Origin of the sequence: Clostridium oryzae, from assembly GCF_002029235.1 — a bacterium.
GTDB classification, from domain to species: domain Bacteria; phylum Bacillota; class Clostridia; order Clostridiales; family Clostridiaceae; genus Clostridium_AE; species Clostridium_AE oryzae.
In genome coordinates this window covers 133,751-149,673 of sequence record NZ_MZGV01000002.1, presented here as the reverse complement: position 1 = coordinate 149,673, position 15,923 = coordinate 133,751, and the positions used below count along the sequence as shown (strand labels likewise).

The following is a 15,923-nucleotide window of genomic DNA, read 5'->3' as shown; positions in this document are numbered from 1 at the left end:
AAATACTAGATACAGTACCAGGAATAAATGCGAAAGCAGCATCAATAATAATAGCAGAGATAGGAACAGATATGAGTTACTTCCCATCAGATAAACATATAACATCATGGGCAGGATTAAGTCCAGGAAATAATGAAAGTGCAGGTAAAAAAAAACGAAGTAAGTCATTAGCAGGAAATAAAGCATTAAAAAGTATAATGTGTGAATGCGCTTGGTGTGCAAGTATGAGCAAGAATACTCGATTATCAATGTGTTATAAACGATGGGTAAAAAGAATGGGAAAGAAAAAGGCTACAATAGCGCTAGCAAGTTTGATGCTAAGAATATGAAATAAAATACAAAGCTTGGGACTAGCCTAAATAGGCCAGTCTAGCTTAGTGTTGCCTAAAATAGAAAGAGTGCTATTATTTAATTTTCGTAGGAATTTATGTATTTTTCCAATTGTGGATAACTTTTAATTAATATCAAGATACACCACTAAATAGTAGAAAAAGTGGTTGCTAAATAAAAAAAACGGTACAGCGTGTTTACGAAGAGATTAAAAAGAAACAGTAAAATATTTTGAAGTTAGTGAATTAAGAAAAGAAGGCAACAGAAGGAATATAATAAAAGTATTATGTAAAAATTAAGAGATAGGGCATTAAAAATGGTTACACCCGACGGAGGCATTTGTAGCGAGTTTAGCAATTATCCGTGTCTTTTAGGCAAATTTCCGTTAAGATGGCGAATTGTTTGAGGCGCAGCCGAGTTATGAGCCATTAGGAAATTTGACTAAAAGATGCGGTAAAATTGCTTAACGAGCAAAACTAGCCGACATAGGGTGTAACCATTTTTTATTTCACAAAGTCTTAGGAAATTATATTAACTAGGGCTTATTTTTTTTATAAATTTCCTAAAGTCAAATGAAAAAGTTGAAGTGGAGAAAATGAGCTCTAGAATTTATTATATACATGTAAGGATTAATACACATAAGAGATGACTAAAAGGGGGATTTACATGGTGAAATATCTAATAGCTACACATGGTGAGATGGCAGAGGGAATGAAAAGTACGCTAAAACTTCTTACAGGAGAAAGAACTAACTTAGAATTTTTAAGTTTTTATTGTGATAAGTATGATGCATTATCCAAGCTTAGAGAATTCTTTGAAAAAAATAAGGATTGCGAAATAGTAGCATTTACTGATTTGCTTGGAGGGAGTGTAAATCAAGAGGTTCTTAAATTTGTAAGTGAAAAGGTTCATATCATAGCAGGATTTAATATGGCTGTCATTTTAGAAATAATATTAAGTATGGAAGAAACGATTGAAAGTAATCGTTTAGAGGAAATAATAGAAACAGCAAAAGAGCAATTAGTATATGTAAATAAAATAATTAGTACAAAGGAGGAGGTTTAACATGATTAAATTATTGAGAGTTGATGACAGACTTTTACATGGACAGGTGGCGTTTGCATGGACTAAGAATTTAAAAATAAATTTGATTGTAGTAGCCAATGATACTATAGCTCATGACGAGTTTACCAAAATGACATTAGGGTTAGCTAAGCCGCAAGGAGTTAATCTAACAATAGTTGAAGTTAAAAAAGCTACTGAAATTCTAAATACAGAGAAGGTTAAAAAATATTCAACGCTAATTATAGTTAATAACTTGGTTGATGCACAAAGGATTGCTGAGAGTGTAGAGGAGATAAAGAGTATTAATATAGGAGGGATCAAGGAAAGGGAAGGCTCAAAAAGATATACCAATGCAGTTACATTAACAGATGATGATATCAGAATCTGTAGGGAGCTTATAGAAAAGAATATAGAAGTTGAAGCAAGGCAGATGCCAGTTGATAAAAAGCAGCTTATTAAGGATTTAATAAAGTAAGAAAAAGATATAGGAGTTAATCATACAAAAATTGTTTGTATATTTTTATTTAAGGTTAAGATATACAAAAGTATAAAATCTATGTAAGGATAGGGGGCATTTTACAATGAGTTTAACACAGGCGTTATTACTAGGATTAATAGCTGTATTTGGTTGGTTTGAATATGTGGATGGTTTAAATAAAACAACCAGACCGATTATTATGTGTTCGCTGGTAGGACTTGTTATGGGGGATTTAAAAACAGGTATCATAATAGGTGGTACACTTGAACTAGCAACAATGGGTATGATGGGAATAGGAATTTCTATTCCGATTAATATTACAATTGCAGGAGTATTATCAGCAGGGTTTGCAATCTCAGGTGATCTTGGGGTTAAAGCAGCAGTTGCATTTGCAATACCAGTAGGAATACTATTCCGTCTTTTGGAACATTTAGTAACAAGTCTTTATGATATTGTTGCAGCTAAATTATTATTCGACCGTCCTGAAAAAAATAGTCCAAAGCAGGTTACTATAGCATTCTGGATAGTGTTTGGACTAAGTGCAGTATTCATATTTTTAATAGTATTTATTAGTGTGCTTGTAGGTTCATCAGCTGTAAAAGAGGTGGCAAATGCTATTCCAAAGAATATTATGGATGCAGTTGCTACAGGTACAGCATTCTTAACAGCATTAGGTTTTGCAATGTTATTTAACTTAACTATGACAAAACAAACTTTAGCATTCTATTTTATAGGTTTCGTACTGGCAGCATATCTTAAAGTGCCTGTAATGGGAATAGCCATATTAGGAGCTGCTTTTGCGCTTATAACTTACTTCTTCACTCAGGATAAAGAAAAGGTTCAAGTTGATTCTGGAGTAATAGATTTTGATGATTTATCAGATGATCCTGAAGTTCCTGAAGAAGTTGTTGAGGTTAAGAAACTTCTTACAAAAAAGGATCTTAGAAGTGTATTCTTTAAATCATTTGGATTGGAAGGACCATTTATATACAGCAGGCTACAGGCTATAGGTTTTTGCCGTGCAATACTGCCTGTTATTAAAAGAGTGTACAAGGATCCTGAAAAACAGACAGAAGCAATTAATAGACATCTTGAATTTTTCAATACTAATCCTGAATTTTGTACTTTTATATTAGGTGTTACCGCATCTATGGAAGAGCAGAACTCACAAGACTCTAATTTTGATCCAAAGAGCATACCTGCAGTGAAGGCTGGACTTATGGGACCATTAGCAGGTATTGGCGATTCCTTTTGGTGGGGAATTGTTAAAACTGTAGCAGCTGGTATTGGATGTCAATTTGCACTTAAAGGAAGTCCACTTGGACCGCTGCTGTTCTTCTTTGTATTTAACATTCCGCACTGGACTATAAGATATATATTAACCTTCACAGGTTACAATTTAGGAAGCAAAATATTGAAGATCATGTCTGAAAACAATATATTAGAAAAAATAACCTTGTGTGCTGGAATCCTTGGAATGGTAGTACTTGGAGCCATGACATGCGACATGATATCAATTTCGACTCCATTAGTATTTCATATGTCTCACGGCGTAACAGTTAATCTACAGAAAATACTTGATGATATTGTACCTAAGCTTTTACCACTATTGGCAATGTTTTCAATATCATATCTGCTTAGAAAACAAATTAAGATCATTCCGCTATTGTTCTCGTTGTTATCAGTCGGGATAATATTAAATCTACTTGGAATAATAGCTTAACAGGAAAGGAAGGTTTTACAGTGAAAACAATGATACCATTTATGAAATCAGCTCCTGAAGTTTGCTTGAATATTATGGCAAATAGAAAAAAATTAATTAAACCGTTAGTCGACTTATATACAGCAAAGGAATACAAGAAAATAGTAATAGTTGCGTCTGGTTCTTCATGTAATATTGCAAATTCAGTAAAGTATTTTATACAAAATACACTAAATACTGAAGTTAAAATAATATGGCCAATGACATATATAAAGTTTGACTATAAATTTAATGAAGATGCTTTTATCATATGCATGTCTCAAAGTGGAAAGAGTACTAATACGATCCAAGCAGTAAAAAAAGCAAATAAGTTGGGACAAGATATAGCTGTGCTTACAACTAATGCAAATAGTCCAATAATGGATTACACCAGCAATGTATTTGAATATGGAAGCGGAAGCGATGACTATTATGTGGCAAAAGGTTATCCGGCATCTTGCACATTCCTGATGCTATTTGCACTGGAAACAGCATTAACTAAAAACATTATTAAAAAGGAAGAATTTGAATTAAAGATTAAAGAACTTGAAAAAGCTGTTTCATTAATGAAGACAAGCTTAGATGAATCAGAATTATTCTATATAAACAATAAAGAGGAATTCAAGTCTATGAGAAGAGCTATGGTAGTGGGATGTGGTCCTTCGTATGGAACAGCTCTAGAAGGGGCACTTAAAATAAATGAAACATTCGGAATTCCAACTAATGCATACGAAATGGAAGAGTTTGTTCATGGGCCGAGCTATGAAATATCAAAGGATCATGCTGTATTCTTTATAGATAATGGTGACGAGGCTCATGAAAGAGTGATGCAGCTGTATAGTGCTATTCATCTTTTGACTGACAAAGTGTTTTTAATAAGTAATAATGGATATGCATCGGACAGAAGGATATGGAAGCTTGATTATGAAATAAGCAGTGAGTTTAGTGTTTTATTTAACATAATACCTTTTCAGTTAATTTCAGATTCTATATGCAACGATCTTGATTTGTTAAGCTATAACGTCAGGAATTATGAGTTTGAAAAAATAATTAAAACTAAAGCTTAAATAAAATTTACCGCAAAGCTATTCGATAGTTTTGCGGTAAATTTTAAAGAAAAACACCATCATATTTTGAAATTATCAAATTGTAGATAACTTTTAATTAATATCAAGATACATCACTAAAGAGTAAAGAGAAAAGTGAAGGTTGGAATTCACCTGTGCTGAATTCCTATGAATCAATTTCGTTTCTTTTTAGGAATTTATGTTTTTGGGAACATAACTTTTCATTAGGATCAGGCTATACCCCTAAAGAGTAAGGAAGATGGAAATTAAATAAAAAAACGGTACAGCGTGTTTACGAAGAAGTTAAAAAGAAACAGTAATATATTTTGAAGTTAGTGAATTAAGAAAGGAAGGCAAAAGAAGCAGCATAATAAAAGCATCTTGTTAATATTAAGAGTTAGGGCATTAAAAATGGTTACATCCGACGGAGGCATTTGGAGTGAGTTTAGCAATTACCCATGTCTTTTAGGCAAATTTACGTTAAGATGGCAAATTGTTTGAGGCGTAGCCGAGTTATGAGCCATTAGGAAATTTGACTAAAAGATGTGGTGTAATTGCTTAATGAACGTAACCGGCCGACATAGGGTGTAACCATTTTTTATATTAGTTTAAAGAATTTGCAGCCTAATGGATGTATTTCTATAGAAAATATAGTTCTATTCTTTTCTGTTCTTCCTTTGATTTCAATATTTCTAGCCAAATCTATAAGTACTGCATCAGGTGTTTTAACTATGACATTTATATTTTGACTGTGTGGAAGGAAAGATTCAACTATGAAGCTATCATTATCATAGGTAAATAATCCAACATTGCTTTCCGAATCAAGCATTACGGGAATATCGGCAGTAATAGCTTCACGAATAGTCTTTAATACTTCCTTTGGATAATGATACATTGCACCGAAATCATCAGGAATAGTTAAAATAAATAAATTTCCCTTTCCGTAAGCAGTTCTTAATAGTATTGGAAGGTTGTTTTGAACTCCCATACCAGCAACAAGTTCCCAAATGTCGTTAGTACAAAATTCAAGCTTTGGAACAAGAACTGGTTTATCAGAAGTTACAGTATGCTTGAAAGAAACACCTTCATCAGAAATTGCATATTGGGTCACGTTAAATTTTCTTCCGGCATCTCTTACAGTAGTGAGTTTGTCAAAACCTCTACCCTGTAAAACTTTTACGAGTCCTGATGTAACAACAACATTTCCGCCTTTTAGCAGCTTATCATGTATTTTATTTATAAGCTTAGTATCTTTGGCTGCATTCTCAGTAAGGAATATGGTCTTACTTTCCGAGGGAAATTCAGGATAAGGTTCCAACGGAATTCCCAGCATACCGATATAGTTATGAAGAAAATCTTCTCCGGAGGAATGATATGGAATATAAGTTGCAGCTCCTACAGGCTTGCCTAAGCTGCTTAAGTACTTATCCATTGCATCAAACGTATTTCCTGCAAGAGGAGCAAACATCGATGAGTCTTCATCAAGCAGAGCCCCTAGACAGAAAAGAGTAACTTCTCTAGCTTTGCTGAAAAGAGTTAATCTTGCTTGTTCAACATAAGAATTTAAATTGTAACTGCATTCAAATGGATCAAACCATCCGCCGCCATTTTTCCCTGGTTTAACGTTTTCAAGATATCTCATAATAAAATAGCTCAAATATCTTGGCAGATGCTGTTGTGCATACTGAGAATCCCTTGTTTCAGTGCCTGTATATATCATGTCAAACTGGTGAGGTTCATCGGCAAGGTTATAGCCAGTTTCTTGATAGTGTTCATACCAGTTTGGATACTTAATAATAAGGTTTATTTTAGGGTTAACAGCTTTTGCTGGCTTAATAATTAAGTTTTCAGATACTTCCTTCATAAGTTCAGTACGAAATTCAGACCAGCTTCTGTCTCCCTTTGCTTCTATACAGGATTCACATTTGCAATTTGTAAAATAGAAATCATCAAGAATTATCTCATCAAAAATTTTAGCAGTGAATTCAGCTATTTCCTTCAATTTATTTCTGTCTGATTCACGGGTATAGCATAGAGAATCGAAGCCTCCGGTACGTTCGTCTGCTGCAGTAGTTATACCTCCAGAGGTTTTTATTCCTTTTGAATTAAAGAATTCCTTTATTTTTAGCATTTTATCTTTATCGATGGTTTCAAAAGAACGAAAAGTTTCTAAGTAAAACTTATCAATCTTAAGATGTTTCTCTAAAAAACTGAATTTTTCTTTAAAGCTTTCAATGTCTTTTATCGCATTCAGATTTCCAACAGGACAATAAACGGCTAGGTTAAAATTTTTATAGCTCATATGTTTTCCTCCTTTATTAACTGATTGTACAAGTTTCTGTTGAATATATTTGCAATCTGTTGTCTTTATTGTACATATTATAAGATATATGTTACTAGTCACAAATTGCCTACTAATCCTCAGAAATTGCTTTTCTGTAATCGGAGGGAGAACATCCTTTAGCATCCTTAAACACCCTGTTAAAGTTTTTTATGCTGCCGAAGCCTGATTTAAAGGCTATTTCTATGATAGAATCATTAGAACTGATGAGATATTCTGCAGCTTTTGATATACGAAAATTGTTTACATATTGATTGAAAGTCATACCAGTTGCTTCTTTAAAGAAACGGGTGAAATGATAAACGCTGTAATTAGCTACCGCTGAGATTTCTTCTAAGGTTATATTTTTATCAAAATTTTTCTCTACAAAGCTGAATACTTGTTCTAGGCGCTCTAATCTGCTTAGTTGTCTATTTTTTTCATAGGTTGAATAGACTTCGCGGGGAGCATATCGCATTAATAATACGAGTATATCAGAAAGTCTGGCTTTTAATGCAAGCTTGTAGCCTTGCTTTTTATTTTGGTACTCTTCCATTATTTGAAGAATTTGTGTTTCCAACGCGTCATGAAGACTTTCCACACTAGTCGCTGCAGGAAAATTAGTATTAGCTCTTAACAGCATAGTAAATCTTTTATCCTTCATTATTGAGGTGAAGGCTTCAAAAAATGCCGCTTCAAAGAATAATATAATTCTATTAAATTGTAGTGGTTGAGGCGGAAAATAATGAACGTCCCCGCTGCTTATAAGCAAAATGTCTTTCTTGTTAAGTGTGTAGATTTCATTGTTTACACCGGCTTTTAATCCATCTGTCAGTGCATAAACTACCTCAACAGCTTCATGCCAATGAGGCGGAAATTCTGCTTCATCAGTGGTAAAAATACTTAGTGGTAGGTTTTCACTCAAAAAAGGTTTCTGATGCCAGGGTTGCATGTTATCTCCTTTAAAATTATTTATCTATAAGTTTTGAAATATTTCCATATTAATTATACTTTTTTAGATGAATAATAGTCAAATTGTGATTAAGATAGATGTGTTTTAAAATACCTTTTTTAAAGTAACGTTTCAGTTTGAATTTAATATTATAGTATTAATTAATAATATCAAGGAGAATATTTATGTCCTACTGTCCATATTTGAACATGACAAATAACTATTATAGGGCTTGTCAAACCAATTCATACGTTAGAGTGTTCCATGCTTCACCTAATGCACCAGCAGTAGATGTTTATGCAAATGGAAACCTCATTATAAATAATCTTGCTTATAAACAATTTTCTCAATACCTGCCTGTTCCTCCAGGTAATTATAATATTAGAGTATATCCATCTGGAGAAATGACAAATCCTGTTTTAGATACGAATTTGTATATTTCTCAAAATACTATATTTAATGCTGCAGTAATAGGAATGCTGCCAGATATCAGTTTATATACAATACCAGAGCCTATAACTGCTCAAACTTCAGGCTTTGCTTGCGCAAGGTTTATTCACCTTTCACCTAATGCACCAGCTGTTGATATAAAACTATCAGACGGTACAATAGTATTCAGCAGTGTTGGATATAGGGATATTACAAACTATGCTTGTGTGCCACCTGGAACATATAGTTTTATAGTAAGCCTGCCTGGTACAGACAATGTTGTTTTAACTATTCCTAATATCAGATTGGATGCCAACAGCTATTATACGATCTATGCAGTTGGAGTAGCAGGAGGCAACCCACCATTAGAAGCTTTGCCTGTAGTAGAACCAAGAGGGTAGTAAGAGAAAAGAGAAAAGTGTAAAGGGATGGAGGAAATTCAGCTGTGCTGAATTTCAACTTAAGTTTAAATTTATTTAATAGAACATCGGCTATAAGCCGATGTTTTTAACTTTTATGTGAATATTCTTAAAGTGATGATATAATATTTAACATATAGTATAGGATTAATTAAAGGAGATATAGAGAATGAAAATAGTCGTTTATAATTGTCGTGAAGATGAGAAAGAGTTTTTTAATAAATTTTCGAAGAAATATAATGTTGAGATAGTTCCTATTAATATGGAGCCTAGTATTGAAAGTACAATGTTTGCAAAAGACTGTGAATGCATTAGTATTACATCGGAAAGAATGATTACTAAAGAAATGCTGGATTCCTATAAAGCCTTAGGTATAAAATTTATTTCTACAAGAACTGTTGGAATGGAACACATAGACGTGGAATATGCAAAAAGTATAGGCATAGGAGTCAGCAATATTACCTACTCGACAAATGGAGTAGCAGATCAAGCTATTATGCTGATGTTAATGGTTATACGAAAGGTTAAACATATTATGATTCGTAGTTTGTCACAGGATTATTCACTTGATAGAAGTACTAGAGGACAAGATTTGGAGGATATGACTGTGGGCATTATCGGTACTGGTAACATAGGTACTACCACAGCTAAGCATTTGAGCGGCTTTGGCTGCAGAATACTTGCATACGGAAAATCAAAACGTGATGAGCTCAAAGGAATAGTTGAATATGTAGATTTAGAGATCTTATTAGCGGAAAGCGATATTATCTCTCTTCACATTCCAGCTACAGAAGCTAATTATCATTTTATAGATAAGAAGGCAATTGAAAAGATGAAACCAGGTGTAGTAATAATCAATACGGCTAGAGGAGCCTTAATGGATTCAGATGCACTAATTGAAGCTTTAGAATCCGGAAAAGTGGGAGGAGCTGGTCTTGATGTTATTGAGGGCGATAGGGAGATATACTACCGCAATCACAATTATAAAGTTCTTGGATACCGAGAAATGGCAGTTTTAAATGCCATGCCTAATGTGATTCTTATGCCCCATACTGCTTTCTTTACTGATCATGCAGTTAGCGACATGGTTGAAAACTCTATAAAAAGCTGCTGTGAGTTTTGTCAAGTGCCAGGCATGTGACATATCATTTGTCACATGCCTGGCACTTAACTTTTCTATCATTGTATATTCTATTGTAAAACGGGCAATTACTTTAATAGTTTTTACAAAATATGCAAAGGAGAATAGAAATTTAGATGTCAAGAAAAGATAGAATTATTTATGATGGAGCAATATATCATATTTATCAGAGAGGGAATAACAAGGAGTTCATATTTAGAGATAGTAGAATAAAGCAGTTTCTAATTGAGACTTTGGTTAAATATAATAAAAAATTTGATTATGAAATTTTAGCATATGTAATCATGGATAATCATTACCATCTGTTAATGAAAACTAATAAATCGTCAATTAGTGAAATCATGTTTTATGTAAACAACGTATTGGCCAAATATATTAATAATTTACTAAATAGATCTGGTCATGCGTTTGAAAATAGGTATAAATGTAAACTTGTTGATACAGATGGCTATTTAATTTGGCTCTTAAGATATATACATAGAAATCCTGTAAAGGCGCGAATATGTAAAAATGTAGAGGAGTATAAGTGGAGTAGTAATTGTTATTACCAGCATTCAATAAGCTCAAATATTAATGCAATGTTTATATTGAATATGCTTGGAGAAAATAAGAAAATGGCAATGCAGCGGTATCTAAAATTAATTAATACAATTGGTGATGAAGAGGACATGAATAAGGATTATGAAATGACAGAGGATTTATTAAAACCATATGCATTAGTTTCTGAGAGAAATGATACTGCTATTAAAAATGAGTTTATTAAACCGTACCGTAAAAATATGGAGCAGATACTTGAGACTATTAATGTTTCAGATAGCATATTGGAAGATATTAGGAAAGGAAAGAGAAAAAGAAATTTGACTCCAATAAAACTTCAAATTACAAGAAAGGCAATGGAAGAGTGTTACACGGTAAAGGAGATATCTGACTTCTTAAATGTTGTACCTTCGGCAATCTCCAAACTTCTTTCTCGCAGCAAAATAAGCTAGGGTGCAAAATGTCATTTGTCAAGTGCCAGGCACTTGACAAATGACATTTTTTAGCCACCTAAATAGGCATTCTTTACTTTTTCGTTGCCTAGTAGCTCTTTTGCATCACCTTCAAGCTCTATTTCGCCATTAGCAATGATATAAGCCCTGTTTGCAATATTAAGTGCCAGGTTTGCATTCTGCTCTACAAGCAGTACTGTAGTACCGCTGTGGTTTATTTCTACAATTATATTGAAAATATCCTTCACAATAAGTGGAGCAAGTCCCATGGAAGGCTCATCAAGAATCAAAAGCTTTGGTCTGCTCATCAGAGCGCGGCCCATAGCCAGCATCTGCTGCTCACCGCCTGAAAGCGTTCCTGCCATCTGTTCTTTTCTTTCTAAAAGCCTTGGAAAAAGGCCATAAATTTTTTCAAAGTCTTTCTTTATTTCAGCTTTGTCTTTGCGCAAATATGCTCCAAGTTCAAGATTTTCTTTCACGGACATTTTTGGAAAAACATCTCTTCCTTCAGGAACATGAGAAATACCAAGGCTTACGATATTTGAAGCGCTGGCAGAAGTAATATCCTTACCCTCAAACGTGATGCTTCCTGTCTTAGTTCTTTCAAGACCTGATATTGTTCTTAGTGTAGTTGTCTTTCCGGCGCCGTTTGAACCGATTAATGTTACGATTTCACCTTCATTTATATTAAGACTTATGCCTTTTATTGCGTGTATTGCACCGTAATATACGTTTATATCCTTAAGTTCTAACACATTAAATCCCTCCTTTAAATGCGATGTCCAGAAATTTATCAGGCACCTAAATATGCTTTTATAACCTGCGGATTGTTCTGTACTTCCTTTGGAGATCCACTAGCTATAAGCTGACCATAATCGAACACAAATATGTTTTCGCAAAGATCCATTACAAGTGACATATCGTGTTCAATAAGTATGATAGTAAGCTTAAACTCGTCCCTAATCCATCTGATTAATTCTGTAAGATCATTAGTTTCCTGAGGATTCATTCCGGCTGCTGGTTCGTCTAAAAGTAGAAGTCTAGGGTTTGAAGCCATAGCTCTTGCAATTTCAAGCTTCCTTTGCTCACCGTAAGGAAGATTTTGTGCTAGTTCATCCTTTTTGTCTAAGAGATTGAAAACTTTGAGCAGTTTTAATGCTTCGTTTAATGCTTCATTCTCACCTTTAGCGAAAGAAGAAAGTCTAAGGAAGGCTGAGGCCACACTGTATTTAAAATTATGGTGATAACCTATAAGCACGTTTTCTAGTACTGTCATTTCTTTGAACAGTCTTATATTTTGAAACGTTCTAGATATTCCGTAACTTGATATCTTATTAGGCTTAAGTTTTTTGCCTTCTACTGTTGTATTTAAATTGTATTTTATATTTCCTGAAGTAGGGGTGTAAATACCTGTAAGCAAGTTAAAGAAAGTAGTTTTACCGGCACCGTTTGGTCCTATTATACCAGCTATCTGACCTTCATTAACTTCAAGGTTTATATCGGTTACTGCTTTTATTCCGCCAAAGGCTTTAGTTAGATTTTTTACTTCCAGTACTTGCATCAGCTTTTACTCCTTTCTTAAAGAAATTGAATTTTTTCTTTCCTAAAAGTCCCTGCGGCCTGTACACCATAATCAGGAATAATATTACCGCATAAATAACCATTCGGAGCTGTGAAAAATCTTGCAAAAATAGTGATATCAAGGTTACTGCTACAGCACCTATTATTGCTCCTAAAGTACTTCCGAGTCCTCCGAATACAACCATAACGAGTATATCTATGGATTTCATGAATCCGAAATCATCAGGCTTAATAAAACCTATGACATGTGCGTGGAGTGCTCCTGCAATACCAGCTAGAGCAGCACCAATGGAGAAAGCTAATACTTTATAGAAAGTTGTATTAACCCCCATTGCTTCAGAAGCTATTTCGTCTTCTCTTATGGCAATACAAGCTCTTCCGTGATATGATTTAATGAAGTTATTCATAAGCAGTACAGAAATAACTACTAGTACAAAGCTCCATGTCCAATTTGTTAGCAGGGGAATGTCGTTAAAGCCTGCAGCTCCACCTACATAATTTGCATTTTGAAGAAAAACTCTTAATATTTCTCCAAAACCTAGAGTGGCTATAGCGAGATAATCACCTCTCAGTCTCAGTGTAGGTATGCCTATCAGTACTCCAGCTATTGCAGCAACTGCAGCTGCAGCTAAAATAGCAGCGATAAATGGCATATTTAAGTTTGATGTAAGTACAGCACCGGTATAAGCACCAACAGACATAAATGCGGCATGTCCAAGGGAAAATTGGCCTGTGTAGCCAGTAATAAGATTAAGTCCAACAGCTAATATAATATTTACTCCTATCATATAAAGGTTATACTGAAGATGATAGTCGACAATACCAGCACTGATGAGTAATTTAATTATTATATAAAATATCAGTAAACCTGCTAAGTTGATTATATTTTTTTTCGAAAAGAGTCTCATCATATCACCTCTAAACCTTCTCTTTAATATTCTTTCCTAAAAGTCCATTTGGTCTAAATAATAATACTATTATAAGTACTATGAATGCTACGGCATCAGTATATAGTGAGTTTCCATAAGCACTTACCATTGTTTCAAGCATACCTAAGAAGAAGCCTCCAAAAACCGCGCCAGGAATTATACCTATTCCTCCTATAACTGCTGCAATAAATGCTTTTAGCCCAGGAGTAACTCCCATTAACGGATTAATAGAATTGTAGTAAACTCCAACCAGTACACCTGCAGCTCCAGCTAAGGCTGAACCTATAGCGAACGTAAAGGATATAGTTCTGTTAACATTTATACCCATAAGCTGTGCAGCATCAGCATTCTGAGAAACTGCTCTCATAGCTTTACCAACTTTTGTCCTGTGAATGATATATTGAAGTGCCAGCATCAAAACTATTGTAATAACAATTATATAAATATTTCTGGAATCAAGTATTACGCCGCCATTGAAAAGCTCTATATTTTTTTCTTTTAATACCTGAGGAAAAGGTCTTTTATCTGGTTTAACCAGATATACCATTCCGTATTCAAGAAATAAAGATACGCTGATAGCGGTAATAAGTGCAGCGATTCTTGAGGAATTTCTTATGGGCTTATAGGCTATTCTTTCTATTATTACACCTAATAAAGCGCATACTGCCATCGATAATATGATGGCTGGAAAAAAACTAAGTCCCAGAGAAGTTGTGACAAAAAAGCCCACATATGCACCGATCATGTATATATCGCCATGTGCAAAGTTTATTAAATTAATAATACCGTATACCATAGTGTAACCTAATGATATAAGAGCATATATGCTTCCAAGAGATAATCCATTGATTAACTGCTGAATGAATTCTTTCACGATATCACCTTTCCTATGTTTTAAATAAAATATAATGTAATGAATCGATTGCATTATATAACACAAAAATGTGTGAAAATAAAACTGATTTTCACACACTTTTGTAATTGGAAGCATCAACTTTTGGTGTGCTCCATTTATAAGTCAGATACATAACCTTTTGAAACGTCTTTTTTTCTATTACGGATTTACTTTTTTAAGAAAAGTTGGAACTCCATCCTTTACTTGAAGAACAGTTATTGACTTTACAGGGTTATGTTTTTTATCAATAGTAATAGTTCCTGTGACACCCTTGAAATTCTTTGTGCTTGCTAATGCATTTTTTATTTTTTCTCTGTCTGCTGAACCTGCTCTTTTAATAGCATCTGCTGCGAAATAAGCAAGGTCATAGCCTAAAGCGTTAAAAGCATCTGGATCAGCTTTATATTCAGTCTTGAAAGCCTTCTTAAACTTAACAACCTCTGGTGAATTATCTGTTGATGAATAATGGTTTGTATAGTAAACATCACCTAAATTATTTTTGCCTGCAAGTTCAGCAAGTTTTGGGGATTCATAGCCATCCCCTCCAAGGATAGGTGTCTTTATTCCAAGTTCCTTTGCTTGTCTTATAATAAGACCAACAGATTCATAATAACCAGGAATATATATTATGTCAGCATTGGCAGATTTAATTTTTGTAAGTACTGCCTTAAAGTCTGAATTAGTTGATTGATATGCTTCAGAAGCGATTATCTTACCGCCAAGGGAAGTGAATTTAGTGTTAAAGCTTTTTGAAAGACCTTTACTATAATCACTGCCGGAGTCTGATAGAATAGCTGCAGTCTTCGCTTTTAGATCGTCGTAAGCAAAATTAGCCATTATAACTCCCTGAAATGAATCGCTAAAGCACGTCTTAAATATATAATCTCTGACTTTACCGTTTTTATCTATAGTTACACCATCATCTGTAGCAGAAGCGGATATTAATGGTATTCTGTTTTGTGTTGCAGCTGTTGAAGCGGCTTTTGTATCACCTGAAGTTGCTGGTCCAAGTAAAAGTGCTATGCTTTTATCTGTAGCCAAAGCTGAGGATACATTAGCAGTCTCACTTGTATCAGATTTATTATCTTTTTTTACAAGTTCTATCTTTTTACCTAGAATGCCGCCTTTTTTATTTATCTCTTTGAAACCAAGCTCAACACCCTTGGAAAGGCTTTGACCATAAGTAGCTACATTTCCAGTAAGTTCATAATTAACTCCAATTCTGATTGTTTTTGATGAAGCAGAATTTTTACTACATCCTGCGAAGATAGAAGATGCCATTATAACTGATGTTAAAAGCAACAATCCTTTTTTCATATTTTTCCCCCATTTTTTATCTATAGTTTTTAAGCTTTTCATTAAACAATGATAATTAATCTTTTAAATTAAGTTTGTAAAAATAAAGCTGACTATTAAATTTGTTGTAAACAAAATATCACAGGATAAAAAATGTGTCAAATTGTGGCGAACAACTTCGTTATCAAATTAATAATATTAAGAACTATTATTGTTAACTAGGGTATTAACTGCATTAATAATAAAAAAAGTAATTAAAAATAAAGAAAATTGAGCTGTTTACAATATTTT

The 15,923-nt window shown here is 33.7% G+C and carries 15 protein-coding genes; 8 read left to right on the top strand and 7 right to left on the bottom strand.

The window, feature by feature from the left end; all coding sequences use genetic code 11:
* From CLORY_RS02175 to CLORY_RS02155, 5 genes are all read left to right on the top strand, one after another.
* The coding region (locus tag CLORY_RS02175; protein WP_242954302.1) for a transposase at window positions 1–329 on the top strand (329 nt) is incomplete at its 5' end.
* Window positions 330–996: 667 nt separating this feature from the next.
* Window positions 997–1,395 (top strand): PTS sugar transporter subunit IIA, encoded by a 399-nt coding sequence (locus CLORY_RS02170; protein WP_169911496.1) that lies wholly within the window; start codon window positions 997–999, stop codon window positions 1,393–1,395.
* A 1-nt stretch (window position 1,396) separates the two neighbouring features.
* Entirely contained in the window at window positions 1,397–1,870 is a 474-nt protein-coding gene (locus CLORY_RS02165) for a PTS sugar transporter subunit IIB (RefSeq protein WP_079421881.1), read from the top strand.
* A gap of 106 nt (window positions 1,871–1,976) precedes the next feature.
* The gene (locus CLORY_RS02160; protein ID WP_079421880.1) at window positions 1,977–3,596 is read left to right on the top strand and encodes a PTS system mannose/fructose/sorbose family transporter subunit IID; all 1,620 of its coding nucleotides are present in this window, start codon (window positions 1,977–1,979) and stop codon (window positions 3,594–3,596) included.
* A 29-nt stretch (window positions 3,597–3,625) separates the two neighbouring features.
* The gene (locus tag CLORY_RS02155) at window positions 3,626–4,681 is read left to right on the top strand and encodes an SIS domain-containing protein (RefSeq protein WP_242954305.1); all 1,056 of its coding nucleotides are present in this window, start codon (window positions 3,626–3,628) and stop codon (window positions 4,679–4,681) included.
* Window positions 4,682–5,279: 598 nt separating this feature from the next.
* Here the strand turns inward: CLORY_RS02155 and CLORY_RS02150 are convergent.
* Both CLORY_RS02150 and CLORY_RS02145 read right to left on the bottom strand, forming a co-directional pair.
* The gene (locus CLORY_RS02150; RefSeq protein WP_079421878.1) at window positions 5,280–6,983 is read right to left on the bottom strand and encodes a hypothetical protein; all 1,704 of its coding nucleotides are present in this window, start codon (window positions 6,981–6,983) and stop codon (window positions 5,280–5,282) included.
* Between the two features lie 112 nt (window positions 6,984–7,095).
* Window positions 7,096–7,953, bottom strand: a complete 858-nt coding sequence (locus CLORY_RS02145) for an AraC family transcriptional regulator (RefSeq protein WP_079421877.1) — start codon at window positions 7,951–7,953, stop codon at window positions 7,096–7,098.
* Between the two features lie 185 nt (window positions 7,954–8,138).
* On the opposite strand from CLORY_RS02145, the gene CLORY_RS02140 reads away from it, so the two are divergent.
* The 3 genes from CLORY_RS02140 to CLORY_RS02130 all read left to right on the top strand — a co-directional run bounded on the left by CLORY_RS02140 (window position 8,139) and on the right by CLORY_RS02130 (window position 10,931).
* Window positions 8,139–8,783 (top strand): DUF4397 domain-containing protein, encoded by a 645-nt coding sequence (locus tag CLORY_RS02140; RefSeq protein WP_079421876.1) that lies wholly within the window; start codon window positions 8,139–8,141, stop codon window positions 8,781–8,783.
* A gap of 187 nt (window positions 8,784–8,970) precedes the next feature.
* On the top strand, window positions 8,971–9,942 hold the full coding sequence (locus tag CLORY_RS02135) for a D-isomer specific 2-hydroxyacid dehydrogenase family protein (RefSeq protein ID WP_079421875.1): 972 nt from the start codon (window positions 8,971–8,973) through the stop codon (window positions 9,940–9,942).
* Window positions 9,943–10,058: 116 nt separating this feature from the next.
* Entirely contained in the window at window positions 10,059–10,931 is an 873-nt protein-coding gene (locus CLORY_RS02130) for a transposase (RefSeq protein ID WP_079421874.1), read from the top strand.
* Between the two features lie 50 nt (window positions 10,932–10,981).
* Here CLORY_RS02130 and CLORY_RS02125 read toward each other — a convergent pair whose 3' ends face one another.
* From CLORY_RS02125 to CLORY_RS02105, 5 genes are all read right to left on the bottom strand, one after another.
* Entirely contained in the window at window positions 10,982–11,686 is a 705-nt protein-coding gene (locus CLORY_RS02125; protein WP_079421873.1) for an ABC transporter ATP-binding protein, read from the bottom strand.
* 38 nt (window positions 11,687–11,724) lie between these two features.
* Window positions 11,725–12,492 (bottom strand): ABC transporter ATP-binding protein, encoded by a 768-nt coding sequence (locus tag CLORY_RS02120; RefSeq protein ID WP_079421872.1) that lies wholly within the window; start codon window positions 12,490–12,492, stop codon window positions 11,725–11,727.
* The gene (locus CLORY_RS02115) at window positions 12,461–13,420 is read right to left on the bottom strand and encodes a branched-chain amino acid ABC transporter permease (RefSeq protein ID WP_079421871.1); all 960 of its coding nucleotides are present in this window, start codon (window positions 13,418–13,420) and stop codon (window positions 12,461–12,463) included. Before CLORY_RS02115 ends, CLORY_RS02120 begins: the two co-directional genes overlap by 32 nt.
* Window positions 13,421–13,430: 10 nt before the next feature.
* Window positions 13,431–14,315, bottom strand: a complete 885-nt coding sequence (locus CLORY_RS02110) for a branched-chain amino acid ABC transporter permease (protein ID WP_079421870.1) — start codon at window positions 14,313–14,315, stop codon at window positions 13,431–13,433.
* 180 nt (window positions 14,316–14,495) lie between these two features.
* Entirely contained in the window at window positions 14,496–15,653 is a 1,158-nt protein-coding gene (locus CLORY_RS02105; protein ID WP_079421869.1) for an ABC transporter substrate-binding protein, read from the bottom strand.
* Between the last annotated feature and the right edge of the window lie 270 nt (window positions 15,654–15,923).

Coding starts and splice junctions, on each gene's coding strand:
- CLORY_RS02170 (WP_169911496.1), top strand. CDS start 997: ATGGTGAAATATCTAATAGCTACACATGGTGAGATGGCAGAGGGAATG.
- CLORY_RS02165 (WP_079421881.1), top strand. CDS start 1,397: ATGATTAAATTATTGAGAGTTGATGACAGACTTTTACATGGACAGGTG.
- CLORY_RS02160 (WP_079421880.1), top strand. CDS start 1,977: ATGAGTTTAACACAGGCGTTATTACTAGGATTAATAGCTGTATTTGGT.
- CLORY_RS02155 (WP_242954305.1), top strand. CDS start 3,626: ATGATACCATTTATGAAATCAGCTCCTGAAGTTTGCTTGAATATTATG.
- CLORY_RS02150 (WP_079421878.1), bottom strand. CDS start 6,983: ATGAGCTATAAAAATTTTAACCTAGCCGTTTATTGTCCTGTTGGAAAT.
- CLORY_RS02145 (WP_079421877.1), bottom strand. CDS start 7,953: ATGCAACCCTGGCATCAGAAACCTTTTTTGAGTGAAAACCTACCACTA.
- CLORY_RS02140 (WP_079421876.1), top strand. CDS start 8,139: ATGTCCTACTGTCCATATTTGAACATGACAAATAACTATTATAGGGCT.
- CLORY_RS02135 (WP_079421875.1), top strand. CDS start 8,971: ATGAAAATAGTCGTTTATAATTGTCGTGAAGATGAGAAAGAGTTTTTT.
- CLORY_RS02130 (WP_079421874.1), top strand. CDS start 10,059: ATGTCAAGAAAAGATAGAATTATTTATGATGGAGCAATATATCATATT.
- CLORY_RS02120 (WP_079421872.1), bottom strand. CDS start 12,492: ATGCAAGTACTGGAAGTAAAAAATCTAACTAAAGCCTTTGGCGGAATA.
- CLORY_RS02115 (WP_079421871.1), bottom strand. CDS start 13,420: ATGAGACTCTTTTCGAAAAAAAATATAATCAACTTAGCAGGTTTACTG.
- CLORY_RS02105 (WP_079421869.1), bottom strand. CDS start 15,653: ATGAAAAAAGGATTGTTGCTTTTAACATCAGTTATAATGGCATCTTCT.